13 protein-coding genes and 2 pseudogenes are annotated in these 13189 nt (G+C 59.5%); 10 read left to right on the plus strand and 5 right to left on the minus strand.

Translation table 11 applies throughout. The features are described 5' to 3' along the window. Positions 1 to 9: 9 nt before the first annotated feature. A complete protein-coding gene (locus tag BVL55_RS08845) occupies positions 10 to 660 on the plus strand; it encodes a Pr6Pr family membrane protein (RefSeq protein ID WP_075996580.1) in 651 nt (216 codons plus the stop codon). Here the strand turns inward: BVL55_RS08845 and BVL55_RS08850 are convergent. Further along, a complete protein-coding gene (locus BVL55_RS08850; protein ID WP_083649459.1) occupies positions 627 to 860 on the minus strand; it encodes a YjiS-like domain-containing protein in 234 nt (77 codons plus the stop codon). The two genes, BVL55_RS08845 and BVL55_RS08850, sit on opposite strands and share 34 nt — an antisense overlap. An 84-nt stretch (positions 861 to 944) precedes the next feature. Here BVL55_RS08850 and BVL55_RS08855 point away from each other — a divergent pair, with 84 nt between their 5' ends. The 6 genes and pseudogenes from BVL55_RS08855 (at position 945) to BVL55_RS08875 (ending at position 7182) form a co-directional block, all read left to right on the plus strand. Further along, positions 945 to 2381: an aminotransferase-like domain-containing protein gene (locus BVL55_RS08855; protein WP_075996582.1), complete on the plus strand. Its 1437-nt coding sequence runs from the start codon at positions 945 to 947 to the stop codon at positions 2379 to 2381. A 180-nt stretch (positions 2382 to 2561) separates the two neighbouring features. Further along, the gene (gene purL, locus BVL55_RS08860; RefSeq protein WP_075996583.1) at positions 2562 to 4790 is read left to right on the plus strand and encodes a phosphoribosylformylglycinamidine synthase subunit PurL; all 2229 of its coding nucleotides are present in this window, start codon (positions 2562 to 2564) and stop codon (positions 4788 to 4790) included. A 27-nt stretch (positions 4791 to 4817) separates the two neighbouring features. After that, positions 4818 to 5050, plus strand: a pseudogene (locus tag BVL55_RS08865) (BolA/IbaG family iron-sulfur metabolism protein). A 20-nt stretch (positions 5051 to 5070) separates the two neighbouring features. Then, positions 5071 to 5214, plus strand: coding sequence for a hypothetical protein (locus tag BVL55_RS16500; protein ID WP_156892484.1), 144 nt, complete (start codon positions 5071 to 5073; stop codon positions 5212 to 5214). 127 nt (positions 5215 to 5341) lie between these two features. Next, the gene (gene grxD, locus BVL55_RS08870) at positions 5342 to 5683 is read left to right on the plus strand and encodes a Grx4 family monothiol glutaredoxin (RefSeq protein ID WP_075996584.1); all 342 of its coding nucleotides are present in this window, start codon (positions 5342 to 5344) and stop codon (positions 5681 to 5683) included. A 353-nt stretch (positions 5684 to 6036) separates the two neighbouring features. Beyond that, entirely contained in the window at positions 6037 to 7182 is a 1146-nt protein-coding gene (locus tag BVL55_RS08875; RefSeq protein WP_075996585.1) for a hypothetical protein, read from the plus strand. A gap of 14 nt (positions 7183 to 7196) precedes the next feature. Here the strand turns inward: BVL55_RS08875 and BVL55_RS08880 are convergent, their stop codons facing one another. From BVL55_RS08880 to BVL55_RS08895, 4 genes and pseudogenes are all read right to left on the minus strand, one after another. Then, positions 7197 to 7985: a DODA-type extradiol aromatic ring-opening family dioxygenase gene (locus BVL55_RS08880; protein ID WP_075996586.1), complete on the minus strand. Its 789-nt coding sequence runs from the start codon at positions 7983 to 7985 to the stop codon at positions 7197 to 7199. Positions 7986 to 8121: 136 nt separating this feature from the next. Continuing rightward, positions 8122 to 9363 carry a cytochrome-c peroxidase gene (locus BVL55_RS08885; RefSeq protein ID WP_075996587.1) on the minus strand — a complete coding sequence of 414 codons (1242 nt, stop codon included), beginning with the start codon at positions 9361 to 9363 and terminating at the stop codon, positions 8122 to 8124. A gap of 4 nt (positions 9364 to 9367) precedes the next feature. Then, complete coding sequence (locus BVL55_RS08890; protein ID WP_075996588.1) at positions 9368 to 9847, minus strand: FixH family protein; 480 nt, start codon at positions 9845 to 9847, stop codon at positions 9368 to 9370. Between the two features lie 50 nt (positions 9848 to 9897). Beyond that, a pseudogene (locus tag BVL55_RS08895) lies at positions 9898 to 10673 on the minus strand (RNA methyltransferase). A gap of 200 nt (positions 10674 to 10873) precedes the next feature. On the opposite strand from BVL55_RS08895, the gene BVL55_RS08900 reads away from it, so the two are divergent. The 3 genes from BVL55_RS08900 (at position 10874) to BVL55_RS08910 (ending at position 13135) form a co-directional block, all read left to right on the plus strand. Further along, on the plus strand, positions 10874 to 12088 hold the full coding sequence (locus BVL55_RS08900; protein WP_075996589.1) for an NADP-dependent isocitrate dehydrogenase: 1215 nt from the start codon (positions 10874 to 10876) through the stop codon (positions 12086 to 12088). A gap of 206 nt (positions 12089 to 12294) precedes the next feature. Beyond that, on the plus strand, positions 12295 to 12651 hold the full coding sequence (locus BVL55_RS08905) for an ArsR/SmtB family transcription factor (protein WP_075996590.1): 357 nt from the start codon (positions 12295 to 12297) through the stop codon (positions 12649 to 12651). Next, on the plus strand, positions 12644 to 13135 hold the full coding sequence (locus BVL55_RS08910; protein WP_075996591.1) for an SRPBCC family protein: 492 nt from the start codon (positions 12644 to 12646) through the stop codon (positions 13133 to 13135). Before BVL55_RS08905 ends, BVL55_RS08910 begins: the two co-directional genes overlap by 8 nt. Positions 13136 to 13189 lie beyond the last annotated feature (54 nt).

Below are 13189 nucleotides of genomic sequence, written 5' to 3' on the forward strand. Positions count from 1 at the left end.
GGAATTCCGATGGCAAGGCTGCTGCAATGGATCGGATTTCTCACCGGACTGGGCGGGCTGGTCTTGCAATTGGCACTGACCATTCCGGCATCCCTGGAAGCAGGCCGCAGCATTGCCGGCTCCATCGTTTTCTTCTTTTCCTTCTTTACCGTGCTGACCAACATTCTGGTCATGCTTGCCCATGCCGCCGCACTGGGACTAGCAGGAAACCGGCTCTCCCTGCTGCAGCATCCGTCAATCCGCGCCGGGCTCGTTGCGGCCATCGCCATGGTCGGGCTGGTTTATTTCTTCATTCTTGCTGCGCTGTGGCAACCCGCGGGCTGGTGGCAGGCCGCAGACATCACGTTGCATTACGTAACGCCATTGGTATTTGTTGGCTGGTGGCTGATCGCCGGGCGCGGCGGCACAAGCACTTGGCGCGATCCGTTTGTGTGGCTCGCCTGGCCGCTTGGCTATCTCGCTTATGCGCTCGCCCGCGCACCCATTGCCGGTGAAGTTCCCTACCCCTTCCTGAACTACATGGAAAACGGTTGGGGAGCAGTACTGAGCGCGATTACCGGCCTGCTGGTTCTGTATCTTTCCCTTGGCTTTGCCATCGTTGCCCTTGATCGCTTTCTGCCTGCAGTTCAATCCCAGAAGCTGCGAGACAGTTCCCGCTGACGGGCTTCCGGTGTAATTCCGACATCCGCAAGCAGGCGGCCATCCAGACGCGCAAGCGCACGGCGGCTGCGCCGTTTGGCAATCCTTCCCTGAAACCACATCGCCCATCCTGCAATGCGCCTTGAAAGCACCGACCGGTCACCGGTCATGTATCCGGTCTCGTAATCGGCGGGCAGGAAACTCACTCTCTGGATTGTCATAATTGTATCCTTTTTAAAAGCAATGCTTGCATAATTGTATCTATTGTTGACATCGAAGAGCAGATCAATCTAAACATTGTTCCCATGACACATATTGCCGGTGACTATCTGCCCCGCCTTCCCGAAGGCAACCGTCCGATCTACGTTCGCATTGCCGATGCCATTGAACAGGACATCGATGAAGGCGTATTGCCGGGCGGCAGCCGCCTGCCGCCGATGCGCAACCTTGCTTTCGACATTGGGGTAACAATCGGAACAATCAGCCGGGCATACAATCTCATTGCCGAGCGTGGCCTGGTGGTCGGCGAGGTTGGACGCGGTACCTATGTTCGCGGCAAGGAAGCGGCGCCGTCGCCACTACCTGCCCCCTTCAGGCCGTCGCAGCACCCTGTCTTCGATCTGGGTGAAAGCAGCGAATCGGTGATGAACCTGGACACTACCTCCGCCATCCACACCGGTCAGGCAAAGATCATCGCCGAACAGTTTGCCGACATTGCCGCAAACCACTCCCACATGCACATGCTGACCGATTATGTGCCGGGCATTCCTGCCTCCTGGCGGGAGGCTGGCAGCCTGCTGCTTTCCCGGCCCGGCTATACGCCTTCGCCGGATACGGTTATCGCGACCAATGGTGCGCATGCCGGGATCATGGCGGTGATCATGACGCTTACGGCACCTGGCGAGCGCATCGTTTTCGAAACGGCAACCTATGCTTCCATCGCCCGCAGTGCCGCGCTTGCCGGCAGGCGTATTGTCGAGGCACCGATGGACGAAGACGGCATTTTGCCCGACGCGTTTGAAAAGCTGTGTGCCCGCCAGCATCCCAAACTGCTCTACCTGATGCCCTCGCTCAACAACCCGACGCTTGCCCGCCTGCCCTCGGAGCGCCGCGAGAAGATTGCGGAAATCTGCCGCCGCTACAGCGTGTGGATTATTGAAGATGCTGTTTATGCCCCGCTTTCGGGCGATGACGAGCCGCCGCTGGCAAGCCTGTGCCCGGAACTCACCTTTCACGTGGCCAGCATGTCGAAAACCGTTTCGGCGAGCCTTCGCGCCGGCTGGATCGCCTGCCCGCCGGGCCATGCAGGCCGGGTTCAACCGGCCCATCGCATGTTTTCCGGCGGTGGAAGCTATCCGATGAAGGAACTGGCAAGCCGCCTGGTTCTTTCGGGAGAAGCTGAGCGGATACTGCACAAGGCCCGCGCGGTGATTGGCCGCCGGCACGCCCTGCTGTGCAAGGCACTGGGAGAATTTGACCTGCGCTCCAACCCGAACTGTCCCTTTGCCTGGCTGATGCTGCCGGAGCCCTGGCGCTCGGGTCCGTTTCGCGAGGCGGTCCTGCAGCGCGGCATCATGATCGCCCAGGAGGACGATTTCAAACCCGCACGCTCGGACACCACGTTCCATGCCGTGCGCATCGCCTTCGCCGCCCAATACGACGATGAACGCTATGGCGAAGCCTTCGCCGTGATCGCAGACGTGCTTCAAAGCGGCGTTGCAGGACACACTTCGGTGATCTGAGGCGCTGCCCTTGAGCGCACGGCCTGCCGAATACCGCAATCGGCCCAATTTCCTGCGGAACACGCAAGATTGCCATACACTTTCCCATTTCGATTGGGTAGGTAAGGGCGATGGGGCGGTTGGGGACCAGATTCCTGATAGCCCTTTCTCTTACTTGGCCCCACTGTTGCCGGATCGTCCATGCCCCTTCGAAACGACATCGAAATCACCGAGGAAATGATCGAGGCCCATGGCCTCAAGCCGGACGAGTATCAGCGTATTCTCGATCTGATCGGCCGCCAGCCCAGCTTTACCGAGCTGGGCATCTTTTCCGCCATGTGGAACGAGCATTGTTCCTACAAGTCGTCGAAGAAATGGCTGAAGACGCTGCCGACGGCCGGGCCGCGGGTGATCCAGGGGCCGGGCGAAAATGCCGGCGTGGTGGACATTGGCGATGGCGACTGCGTTGTCTTCAAGATGGAAAGCCACAACCATCCCTCCTACATCGAACCTTATCAGGGCGCGGCCACCGGCGTTGGCGGCATCCTGCGCGATGTCTTCACCATGGGGGCACGGCCCGTTGCTGCGATGAATGCGCTTCGCTTCGGTGACCCAGATCATCCCAAGACACGCCATCTGGTGGCCGGGGTGGTGGCCGGCATCGGCGGCTACGGCAATTCCTTCGGCGTGCCGACCGTTGGCGGCGAGGTGGAATTTCATTCCCGTTACAATGGCAACATTCTGGTCAATGCCTTTGCAGCCGGCATCGCGAAAACCGATGCCATCTTCTATTCGAAAGCCGAAGGGGTCGGCCTACCCGTGGTTTATCTCGGCGCCAAGACAGGCCGCGACGGCGTTGGCGGCGCGACCATGGCCTCGGCCGAATTCGACGAAAAGATCGACGAAAAACGCCCCACCGTGCAGGTCGGCGATCCGTTTACCGAAAAATGCCTGCTCGAGGCTTGTCTTGAATTGATGCGCACAGGCGCCGTCATCGCCATTCAGGACATGGGCGCTGCCGGCCTTACCTGTTCGGCGGTCGAGATGGGGGCCAAGGGCGAACTGGGCATTGAACTCGATCTCGACAAGGTTCCCGTCCGCGAAGAACGCATGAGCCCCTACGAGATGATGCTGTCCGAGAGCCAGGAACGCATGCTCATGGTGCTGAGGCCGGAAAGGGAAGACGAGGCCAAGGCCATCTTTGAAAAATGGGGGCTTGATTTCGCCATCGTCGGCAAGACCACCGATGACCTGCGCTTCCGCATCCGCCACCAGGGCCAGGAAGTCGCCGATCTTCCGATCAGGGAACTGGGCGATGAGGCACCAGAATACGACCGCCCCTGGACCGAACCGGAAAAACAAGCCCCCCTTTCAGCCGAACAGGTAGAGCCGCCAGCTGACTACAATGCCGCCCTGGTGCAAATGCTCGCCTCCCCCGATCTTGGCTCGCGGCGCTGGGTCTGGGAACAGTATGACACCTACATTCAGGGCAACTCCCTGCAGCGGCCCGGCGGCGATGCCGGTGTTGTGCGCATTGAGGGCAGTTCCAAGGCGCTTGCTTTTACTTCGGACGTCACGCCGCGCTATTGCCAGGCAGATCCCTTTGAAGGCGGCAAGCAGGCGGTCGCCGAGTGTTTCCGCAACCTGACCGCGGTGGGCGCTGAACCGCTGGCTGCCACCGACAACCTTAATTTTGGCAATCCCGAACGCCCGCATATCATGGGCCAGCTCGTTTTCGCCATCAAGGGCATTGGCGAGGCATGCCAGGCACTTTCAATGCCCATCGTCTCGGGCAATGTCTCCCTGTACAACGAGACCAATGGCGAACCGATCCTGCCCACACCCACCATCGGCGCTGTCGGCCTGCTGCCCGACGCATCGGCAATGACCACCGTCGGCGGCGCCAGGGAAGGCGACCGGGTGATGTTGATCGGAGATGCAGGAACCCATCTTGGCCAATCCTCCTATATGCGCATCTGTCTTGGGCGCGAAGAAGGCCCGCCGCCGCCGGTCGACTTGCAGGTGGAAAAAGCCCGCGGCGACCATGTGCGTTCAGCCATCCGCTCTTGCCGTGTCACGGCCTGTCACGACCTTTCCGATGGCGGCCTTGCGATTGCGCTGGCTGAAATGGCAATTGCCGCCGGCACGGGAATGGACATCAGCCTGGATGATGCAACACCTCATGCCGCGCTTTTCGGCGAGGATCAGGCACGATATCTGTGCACGGTGCCGGCCGAACTTGCCGCGGATTTCGCGGCCAATACCGCAAGCGCCGGTATTGTCTGCCATGACCTCGGCGCGGTCGGCGGCGACCGGCTGAAAATCGGCGGGATCGTCGACGTGACGGTGGAGGAATTGCGCAGCGCCCATGAATCATGGTTTCCTGCCTATATGGAAGGCGGCGCGAATCCCGCCATCGCCGCCGAGTAACCGGCCGCAAGACAACGAGGTAGTACAATGCCGATGAATGCCGCCGACATCGAGAAGATGATCAAGACCGCCATTCCCGATGCCGAAGTCAAGATCACTGACCTCGCCGGCGATGGCGATCACTATGCCGCTGAGGTGGTCTCCGAAAGCTTCCGCGGGCTGCCGCGGGTCAAACAGCACCAGATGGTGTATGACGCACTGCAGGGCAATATGGGGGCGTTCTGCACGCCCTGGCCCTGCAGACCAGCGCGCCTGAATGAGTTTCGGTTGGTAGTTTGTCATGGCGCACCACCGCAAAACCAGCGGACTTGAGAAAGTCCCGCCCTTCCTCACCAGGCCTGTCTGGAAGGATCCGCTGTTCTGGTGGGCGATCGCCGCTGCCGTTTTCTGGGGCGTGGTGATCTGGTGGTTTTTCTGGCGCTAGAAGAACGGTTGTGCTGGCCATGAAGCCTTTCACATCAAGAAAACCGCAAGAATGCCGCAGTTGAATTCGCCGGTGCGCAGGTTTATCTGTGGAAAGAAGAAAAGCGCACAGCAACAGGAATCAGATCATGAGCGGAATGAACGAATTCATTGATAATGAAGTGAAAAACAACGACGTGGTGCTGTTCATGAAAGGCACGCCCGACTTTCCGCAATGCGGTTTTTCCGGCCAGGTCGTGCAGATTCTCAATTATCTCGGCATCGACTACAAGGGCATCAACGTGCTCGCCGATGACGATCTGCGCCAGGGCATCAAGGATTACTCCAACTGGCCCACCGTGCCCCAGCTTTACGTCAAGGGCGAGTTCGTCGGCGGCTGCGACATCGTGCGCGAAATGTTCCAGCAGGGCGAATTGCAGACCCATCTGACCGAAAAAGGCGTTCCGGTAAGCGGCAAGGCCATTGCCTGATCTGCTTGCGGTTCGCCGCCGCCGCATTCAGCCGTCTCATCCCTTACAGCCCTGCACCAGTTCCCTGATGCAGGGTCTTTATGGTGTAAACACCTGATTCGGCGGTCATGAAACGGGCTCATTTGATCCCTAACCGTGGCCACAGGGGTCATGCAGCTGCATGTGTTTCTGCTGCCACATATGGTGATTTGTGTTGCAGGTAGCAGTGGGATATGTACGGTCTTGACGCTGAAAACCGGGCGCTGTTGCGGTTCCGGCAAGGCGCGAAACGATCTGACGAGGGGTGGGCACCCCGGGCAGGGCAAGGTTTGTCATTTTCATCGGTCCATAATGCTGGAAGACTGGCAACCGGCGTGAAGGCTGCCGGGCTCGCGCTGCTCGCCACAACCTTTCTTTCAGGCTGCATGGGTGGGCCAGGCGCCTATTTTGAGAGCGTCAGCCGCGATGCCCGCAAAAGCGGCGTTGAACAACCAACGGATCTTGCCGCCCTTTCCGTTGATCCGGTCGAACAGCAATCGCTTGCTCCCATCGGCAATGCTGCCAATGGCGAAACCCATGCCCCGCAAACCGGCAATCTTGCTGCAGCAGGCAATGCGCCGGCAGCAACACCATCACCCTTGCCCGGCGAACCGGCCCCGCAGGCTGAGCCGGCCGGAACCGGAACGCTTGCCCCGCCAACGGCCCTCACCCTTTCCGGCGATACCGAAATTCTGACCGTCCCAACCCTGGCGCAGCCGCAAGGGCAGGCACTCCAGCAAGCAGGCACTGGCGCCCTGCCCGGCGTTTCCACCGGCCCCACAACAAATTCGAATGCCTATTCCGACGCCAATTATGCCTCTACCATTCCCCAGGCAACGGCACTTCTGGGCACCGGCAGCGGATTTTCGATCGGTACACAAAGCGAGCCGCTCATCGACCCTTATGAGCAGGCCGCCGAAAGGCGCATTCCCCAGCTCTATGCCTCCATCAAACACGGACAATGCAAGTCCGGCCGCGGACCCCAGCCCAAGCGGATGGGGGCAAAAAACATTACGCCCGGCGACCCCTATTACATCGAAATCCGCATGCGGCAGACACCGCTCATGCCGGTTGGCCACACCTATGTCGCCTATGGAAAACTCGGCGGCAATGGTGAGATTTTGAGCGAAAAACTCATCATGCTGGCGCCAATGGGCGGCTATGTCGGCGCGGCCATGGCTTCCGGCGTGCCCATGCCGGGCGTCCTGACGCCCCATCCCGACGATTGCCGCATCCGCCCCGACATCGCCTACCGGGTTTCGCTGAATGCCCAGCGCTATGAAAGGCTGCTGCAGGAAATCCGCAGCGCCAAAAAGGAAAAGCCGCGCTATCTGCTGTTTGCCAACAACTGCAACCACTTCATGACCCGCATTGCAGGCTCTGTCGGTATCCGCCCGCCCAAGAACATCTACGTTCCGGCGGTTCAGTATCTGCATGACATGATCGAGGCAAACGAGGGCATCAAGGTCGCCCGCTGGTAGGCGCACTTGCGGTTTTACCGGAACATCCAAAAATCGCTGTTGAAGGCACCATGCAGTTTCGAACTGTGTATCAGCTCGGCGTCCGGCTTTTCCCCGCCTGCCCCGTAGGCTGAAAACAGTGGCAGGAAATGTTCCGGCGTTGGATGGTTTTCAAGCGCAAAGGGCGCGTCCTCACGCCACCTTAACAATCCTTCCCTGTCGCCTGCCAGCAACCGCTCGCCCACCCATCGGGTGAACGCATCAATCGCCATTTCAGTTTCAGGGTCAGTGCCGCCGCCGCGCATGGCGCGAAACATGGCCCGCAGATTGTGGGTGATATGGCCGGAGCCTGCAACCAGCACATTTTGCGCACGGAATGGCGCCAGCGCACGGCCCAGACGGTAATGGTGCTCTGCATCCTCTTCGGGCTGAACGGAAACCGGAACGACCGGCACATCGCCCTCGGGAAAAGCCAGGATCAGCGGCGTCCAGATACCGTGATCGAGCCCGCGTTCAAAATCAAGCGACGCGGAAATACCGTGCGCCTTGAAAGCTTCCAGCACCTGCTGCGCCAGCTGCGGCGCTCCCGTCGCAGGGTAAGTCATCCGATAAAGCTCGGGTTGAAAGCCGCCGAAATCGTGAAGCGTGGCAGGTTGCGCCGCTGCGCCGATTTTGGGTGTCCGCGTTTCATAATGCGCAGACACGATGATGATTGCGTCCGGCTGCGGATTCTCCTTGCCGAAACGAACCAGGAAATCACGCACCGCAGATGGCGTGATCGCCAGATCCGGTGCCCCGTGGGATATGAACAACGCTGGCTGCATGGCTGTGCCCTCTATACTACCGCAACGCACAGATAGGACCGCACGGCCAGAGGGAAAAGCCGCATATGCTGGACACAGTGTTTACGGTTTTTGCAGCCAATGGGCCCCAATTGCACCCTATCGCCGCCATCGGCACTCAAAGCGCGTTGAGAAAGGCTACCAATTGCCGCTTTTCTTCTTCCGAAAGTTCGATCTCGGGCACTTCGGTGTGCACACCATGGGGCGAGATGGTCCCGTCCAGCTCCGGCAATGTGGCAAAGGGATCAGGCCGCACCACATAGTGATCGACGACCTCTTCTAGGGTTTTGATCTGCCCGGCATGCATGTAGGGAGGGCGTTGGGATACCCCGCGCAAGCCGGGCGTTTTGAAGGCGCCTTCAAATACCGAAGGATCATCCGACATGAAGCGCAACTCCCGGCACTGCATGGGTTCGGCATCGCTGTAAGGTCCGGCGCAGGAAAACAGGTCCTGTTTCAAGAACAATACCGCAAGGGCGCGCCCGTAATCCGGTTTTTCGCGATTGCCCAGCTCAACGCCGGTATTGTGGAAGAACTGGTCGGTATAAAGCGGGCCGCTATGGCAATTGTCGCAGCGTGCCTTGCCGGTAAACAGTTTGAAGCCCTCAATCTCGTCCTCCGTCAGCCGGTCGCCTTCCGCAGGTTCTTTACCGGCCAAACGCGCCGCAAAAAAGCGGTCTATGCGGTTTTCTTCCGGCAGCAGGGTGCGTTGAAAGGCAGCAATCGCCTTGCCGGTATTGGCAAACACAAGGTTGATCGCATCCTGCACCGCGGGCGAAGCCTTCTCCCAGTTTTCCTGCGGCGCCCCGGGCAGCAAGGGCGAAGCCAGATACGGCCAGTCGCTGGCATCGGGTACAGGCCCGAACACCGCCTCATAGTCTGTCCGGTACCGGGTCACCACCTCCCGCGCCACCATGTCCCGCGTCATGCCGTGTTCGGCCGGCGTTTCCAGCGGTTCCAGCGCCTGGCTCCACTGGCTGTCCTTGCGCCCATCCCAGAAAAACCAGTCACCCCATTGCGCGCCGCGAAGCGCCATGGTGCGCCGGGGCGTTTCACCAATTCCCAGCCCTCTTGGCAATCCGTCCTGAAACGCCTTATCCGGCTGATGGCAGGAAGCGCAGGAAACGTTTGAGTTGGCGCTGAGCGCGGTGTCAAAAAACAGTTTTTCACCCAGCATTGCCGCGCCGGGATCATCGCCATACCGGTTGGTGGGATCAGCGCCCAGGGCAGGAAGCGAAGAAAGCATGAACTCCTTCGCCCGCTTCATGTCGTACGGCGTCAGCTCCGGGCCGCTGCAGGCAGCCGGCACCAGCCCTATAAGAGCAGATACAGCAACACGAAGGGTTGAAAGGAGTTTCACCCCGCTACTCCAGCACCCGGTTGAATCGCACCGTGTCCGTGCCCCCCGCCGCTTCGATGGTCACATCGAAAACCCAATGCCCCACCATCGAGAACTTGATGCCGTCGATGGCATAGACGCCCGGCTCTATCTCTCCCGTTGCAGCCGGCGAAGTCGGCAGGCCGTGGCCATGAGCCGGCATGCCACCGTCCACGGAGATTTTTGCACCGCGCACCGGTGCACCCGTACTGTCCGAAACCTTCAGATGCCACACACTGATGGGACCGGTTGACGGCTCTCCCTGCACGGGAATGAAGGAGACGGTATAAAGCCCGGTTTTGCTCGGCTTTTCCGTCCGCAGGTCCATGCCCGATTCTGTCTGACCGGTATTCTGCTGGCCTGAATTCTGCAGATGGCCCTGATGTTGGGGCATCATCGCCATCCAGGCAAAATATCCGGCGATTGCAATCAGGGCGATGCCTGCGAGGATTTTGAGATTGCGCATGTTGTGTCCCTTTTCATCGCCCCGGTGTCCCGGCACCTGTCCGCCCCAAATCAGTTTTGCTGCTTGCGCCGGCGCCCTTCAAGGGCAGCAACGACCCCGCGCAGGGTCTGGATTTCCTGTTCCTGCAACTGCATGTGGACGAAAATATTGCGAACCGTCTGTGCCATGCGATCGCGCCTTTGCGGGGAAAGAAGTAACCGGCATCGTCCAGTGCCTGCTCCACATGATCCATCAGCCCGACAAGGTGCTTTCGGTCGGCAACCACCCGTTCAGCCGGTCCGAAGGCATCGCGTGCCGGATCGCTGCCCGCCGTTTTCATCCATTCATAGCTCATCAGCAGCACGGCCTGGGCGATGTTGAGCGAGGCGAAGGCCGGATTGACCGGAAAAGTCACGATTTCATCGGCCAGAATGATCTCATCGTTGTTGAGCCCCCAGCGCTCGCGGCCGAAAAGAATGCCCGTCCGTTCACCGGCCGAAAACCGCCGCCTCAGATCGCTGGCGGCCTCTTCCGGCCCGCGCACCGGCTTGATGATGTCGCGCGGGCGCGCAGTGGTTGCCATGACGAAGGAAAGATCGGCAATGGCCGCTTCCAGCGTTTCATGAACGCTTGCCATTTCCACAACATGCAACGCACCGCTTGCCGCCTTGGTGGCATGTTCGCTGGGCCAGCCGTCACGCGGTGCCACCAGGCGCAGTTCGGCCAGGCCGAAATTTGCCATGGCCCGCGCCACCATGCCGATGTTCTGGCCAAGCTGCGGTTCGCACAGAATGATCGCCGGACCTTCGGCGATCAGCGGCTTGTTCTTGAAGTCGGTACCGGACATCCCATTCCTTCGCTATAGCGATATTTTCCTGCCACACCGTGCGGCAAAGCGGAAGGCCGCACACCTGCGGCAAACGGTGCAATACGAAAGCCTGATGGTTCTTTCTTTGCAGGGCCGAAAAGACTTTGCTAAGGAACGCGCAACCATTTCTTTCCGGCGGTCTCCCGCCACCGCATTCTCACATCGGAGAACTTTCTCACATGGCAAAAATCAAGGTCGAAAACCCGGTCGTCGAACTCGATGGCGACGAGATGACACGCATTATCTGGCAGTTCATCAAGGACAAGCTCATCCACCCCTATCTCGACATCGATCTTGAATATTATGATCTGGGCATCGAATACCGAGACAAGACGGACGATCAGGTGACCATCGATGCCGCCAATGCGATCAAGAAGCATGGCGTGGGCGTCAAATGCGCCACCATTACCCCGGACGAAGCCCGGGTCGAGGAATTCGGCCTGAAGAAGATGTGGCGCTCGCCAAACGGCACGATCCGCAACATCCTGGGCGGCGTAATCTTCCGCGAGCCGATCATCATCCGCAACGTGCCGCGCCTGGTGCCCGGCTGGACCCAGCCGATCATTGTCGGCCGCCACGCTTTCGGCGATCAGTATCGCGCCACCGATTTTCGCTTTCCCGGCAAGGGCAAGCTGACCATCAAGTTTGTCGGCGATGATGGCGAAACCATCGAGCACGAGGTGTTTGACGCACCGGCTGCCGGCGTTGCCATGGCGATGTACAATCTGGATGAATCGATCCGCGATTTCGCACGTGCCTCGATGAACTATGCCCTCGGCCGCAAGGTGCCCTGCTACCTGTCGACCAAGAACACGATCATGAAAGCCTATGACGGGCGCTTCAAGGACATCTTCCAGGAGATCTACGAGGCCGAGTTCGAGGAGAAATTCAAGGAAGCCAAAATCTGGTATGAGCACCGGCTCATCGACGACATGGTGGCTTCAGCCCTGAAATGGGCCGGCGGCTATGTCTGGGCCTGCAAAAACTACGATGGCGACGTGCAGTCCGATACCGTTGCCCAGGGCTTCGGTTCGCTCGGGCTCATGACCTCGGTGCTGATGTCGCCCGACGGCAAGACCGTCGAGGCCGAAGCTGCCCACGGCACGGTCACCCGTCACTACCGCCAGCACCAGAAGGGCGAAGCGACATCGACCAATTCGATCGCCTCGATCTTTGCCTGGACACGGGGGCTCGCCCACCGCGCCAAGCTGGATGACAATCCCGAGCTTGCCCAGTTTGCCGACACGCTTGAAGAGGTCTGCATTCACACCGTGGAAGACGGCTTCATGACCAAGGATCTGGCGCTGCTGATCGGCCCTGACCAGCCCTGGCTCGACACCATCGGCTTCCTCGACAAGGTCGATGAATATCTGCAGAAGGCGATGAGCGCATAACGCTTACAAACCGCATGCGGAACCAGACAAGCCGGACCATGTGTCCGGCTTTTTGTTGGGCCAGCCCAGCTTCGGCCAGCGGACGCTCAGTACCGGAAAACACCTGCAACCACCAAGCAATCGGGCTTTTTCGGCCAACGAGCCCCTTTCTCCCATCCATTACTTAGGCATTGACCTTAGTTTGCTTCATCGCTATACTTAGGCTTGTGCCTAACTATAATCGATCCTCTGACGGAACCATTGAAAGCGCCTTTGTTGCGCTTTCCGACCCGACGCGGCGAGCGGTGATACAAGCGCTCAGCGGCGGGCCTGCATCGGTTTCCGAGCTGGCCGGCCCCTTCGCCATGGCCCTGCCCTCCTTCACCCAGCATTTGGGGGTTCTGGAAAGTGCCGGCCTTATCGTGTCGAAAAAAAAGGGAAGGACGCGGATTTGCGCATTGAACCCGCAGGCCTTGCAGAATGCCGAGGCCTGGCTGGCTGCCCATCGGCGTCAATGGGAAGAACGCTTTGACCGCATGCAGGCACATCTGGAAAATGTAACGAAAGACAATTCAAATGAATGAGCACGGCAAAAACAGCACTTCCGAATGGGCGGCATGGCCCACGGAAAGGGAAATCGTCATCGCTCGCGTCGTCGACGCGGACCGTAAAACAGCATTTCGCGCATGGTCGGACCCCTCGCAGATCGTACAGTGGTTCGGGCCTGACGGGTTTCAGATCGAGAGCCACAAAATCGACATCCGCACCGGCGGTGTATGGCGCTTTGACATGATTTCCCCTGACGGCACGCGGTTTTCCAACCGTATGGAATTTCTTCAGGTGGAAGCGCCGAACGCCATTGAAGCAATCCACGGAGCAGACGTCGATGACGATCCGGACCGTTTTCGGCTGCTCGTGACGTTCGACGAACAGGACAACGGCAAGACGGTCATTACCTTGCGCCAGATGCATCCGAGCGCAGAGCGCCGTTCCATCGTCATCGGATTTGGCGCTGTGGAATATGGAACTCAGACACTGGACAAACTTGCGCGCCATGTCGGCGGATAGGCTCGGCTTTCGCAATTCCGGCCATCAAAAATCCGGTCTTTGCAAATACCGGTC

Source organism: Salaquimonas pukyongi, from assembly GCF_001953055.1.
Classification (GTDB): Bacteria; Pseudomonadota; Alphaproteobacteria; order Rhizobiales; family Rhizobiaceae; genus Salaquimonas; species Salaquimonas pukyongi.

Bases quoted from the DNA above. Each gene is read 5' to 3' on its own strand.
- BVL55_RS08845 (WP_075996580.1), top strand. From the start codon at position 10: ATGGCAAGGCTGCTGCAATGGATCGGATTTCTCACCGGACTGGGCGGG.
- BVL55_RS08850 (WP_083649459.1), bottom strand. From the start codon at position 860: ATGACAATCCAGAGAGTGAGTTTCCTGCCCGCCGATTACGAGACCGGA.
- BVL55_RS08855 (WP_075996582.1), top strand. From the start codon at position 945: ATGACACATATTGCCGGTGACTATCTGCCCCGCCTTCCCGAAGGCAAC.
- purL (WP_075996583.1), top strand. From the start codon at position 2,562: ATGCCCCTTCGAAACGACATCGAAATCACCGAGGAAATGATCGAGGCC.
- BVL55_RS16500 (WP_156892484.1), top strand. From the start codon at position 5,071: ATGGCGCACCACCGCAAAACCAGCGGACTTGAGAAAGTCCCGCCCTTC.
- grxD (WP_075996584.1), top strand. From the start codon at position 5,342: ATGAGCGGAATGAACGAATTCATTGATAATGAAGTGAAAAACAACGAC.
- BVL55_RS08880 (WP_075996586.1), bottom strand. From the start codon at position 7,985: ATGCAGCCAGCGTTGTTCATATCCCACGGGGCACCGGATCTGGCGATC.
- BVL55_RS08890 (WP_075996588.1), bottom strand. From the start codon at position 9,847: ATGCGCAATCTCAAAATCCTCGCAGGCATCGCCCTGATTGCAATCGCC.
- BVL55_RS08900 (WP_075996589.1), top strand. From the start codon at position 10,874: ATGGCAAAAATCAAGGTCGAAAACCCGGTCGTCGAACTCGATGGCGAC.
- BVL55_RS08910 (WP_075996591.1), top strand. From the start codon at position 12,644: ATGAATGAGCACGGCAAAAACAGCACTTCCGAATGGGCGGCATGGCCC.